We start from the raw sequence: 1,652 nt of genomic DNA on the forward strand, positions 1-1,652 counted from the left end.
CCGTTTCCGGTCGCACTCGTCGTAGATGGCCGGCCGACCGCTGCGGGCCTTGTCCCTGAGCCCTTCCAGGCCATCGGCTTGCCAGGCATCGAACCAGATGCGACACGGTCTCGCGCGTGACCGCCAGAATGTCGCTGATCGGGTTGATGCCGTAGCCCTTGTGACTGAGCACGATGGCATGGGCACGACGGCGCAAGGCCGGCTTCTCGCCTTGCGTATGGGCATCCATCAACGCCTGGAAGTCTGTGTCGGCAAGAGGCGACACGAATTTCATGGAGTGCTCCGGGAGCCACTGAGACAAGGGGCTCAGTGTGCCGGAAAATTTTCTTTCAGGTATTTGCTTGCGGGAGATCACGCCCCGGCAAAGTCTGGTTTCAGTCGTTACGCATGACGTCCGCTCACAGGATATCCAGCAGGTCAGAGGACGGCCGCACGCTCCTGCCAATTCGGATGGGCTCTTTTGCCACGGCCTCGAACAGTCGGTCGAGGTAAGTGGCATGCCCCGTCTCGTCGAGGGAGCGAACAACATCGTTGCAGGCCTTTATGCCTTGCTTGGCGTGACCTTGCGCCACCAGCAGGCAGCCCAGGGCGAACAGGTTGCGCAGCGCAATGGCGACCTCGGGATTGTGGGTTTGCTCGATCAGTGAGCCGAGTTCAGCAGCGTCAATCTTGGTTCCGGTAGACATCATTGAGGCTCCTGATTTTGGGGGCGTGGGGTATACCTGAATAACGCCGCTTTGATTCCGGTTTTCAACGGCGAACTCGACGGCCGTCACCAGCAGCTTTGCGATGCTCGCGATCCGTATCACTTCCTGGAGGTCGGGCGCGATTTCAGCACCTGGATCAGGGATCGAATTGATCAGTATGGCCCTTCCGAAGGGGACGACCTACCTCAGCGTTGGCCAGCAGCTAGTGCAGTTTCAACCAATATCTTGTTCAAGTGGTGGGAGCCGTTCGCAACCGTAATAGGTGCAGACCCGCTCCATTACCTCGGCGATGGTCAACGGGCGTTCGGGTTCATGGATCGCCCGCTTGCCATGCACCCAGCAAGGCTCGATTCGGTTCAACCGGGGGCTCTTGCTCGGCAGGCGGCAGCTTACGATCCGTACGCCACCCTCGGCCCTGGCCCGGCGGTTGTGCGTCCCGATCCAGGCCCGCACTCGATGGCTGACATGCCAGCTGGCATTGTCCCAGATCATCAGCAGCGCCTTCTTGCCCTCGCTCGCCAGGCGCTCACAGACCCACTCCAGGAAGTCCTCGGTCACCTGGCCGACCGGGCGGCCCCTGACGAAGCGCAGCAGCATCCGCCCCGTGTCGGCGCGCAGCAGACCATAGCAACTCAGCGCCTTGGGTTCGGCATTCTGCGGATCCGCCGGCAACTGCTGCAAGCGCAGAGCCGGCCCCTCGCTCCAGGCCTTCAGGGACGGACGCGCGAAGCGGCTCCACCAGACTTCGTCCTGAAAACCCAGCACCCGTCCGGGCGCCTCGCGGCCCACTCGATCAGGCGGTCGCGCCACTTTTTTTACGGGCGTAATGCGGATCCGGACGGGTGATCCAGGTCTTGGCCCGCTTCCAGCCCACGCCCAGGCGTATCAGCGCCTGGCGGATCGACTCGTGGCTCAGTTGCCGCTCGGTCAGCCCCTGCTCGAAGG

Annotated in this window: 2 protein-coding genes and 2 pseudogenes; 1 reads left to right on the forward strand and 3 read right to left on the reverse strand. The window is 62.5% G+C overall.

Features of this window, described 5'->3' with window-relative positions:
- A pseudogene (locus ACYVD0_RS14665) lies at positions 1-274 on the reverse strand (helix-turn-helix domain-containing protein); the annotation flags it as partial.
- 124 nt (positions 275-398) lie between these two features.
- A complete protein-coding gene (locus ACYVD0_RS14670; RefSeq protein WP_460427488.1) occupies positions 399-686 on the reverse strand; it encodes a hypothetical protein in 288 nt (95 codons plus the stop codon).
- A 51-nt stretch (positions 687-737) separates the two neighbouring features.
- Between ACYVD0_RS14670 and ACYVD0_RS14675 the strand changes: the two are divergent.
- Positions 738-875: pseudogene (locus ACYVD0_RS14675) on the forward strand (antA/AntB antirepressor family protein); the annotation flags it as partial.
- A 45-nt stretch (positions 876-920) separates the two neighbouring features.
- On the opposite strand, the gene ACYVD0_RS14680 reads toward ACYVD0_RS14675, so the two are convergent.
- Positions 921-1,472, reverse strand: a complete 552-nt coding sequence (locus ACYVD0_RS14680) for a transposase (RefSeq protein ID WP_460427489.1) — start codon at positions 1,470-1,472, stop codon at positions 921-923.
- Positions 1,473-1,652 lie beyond the last annotated feature (180 nt).

The sequence above is a fragment of the Azotobacter armeniacus genome (assembly GCF_054779355.1).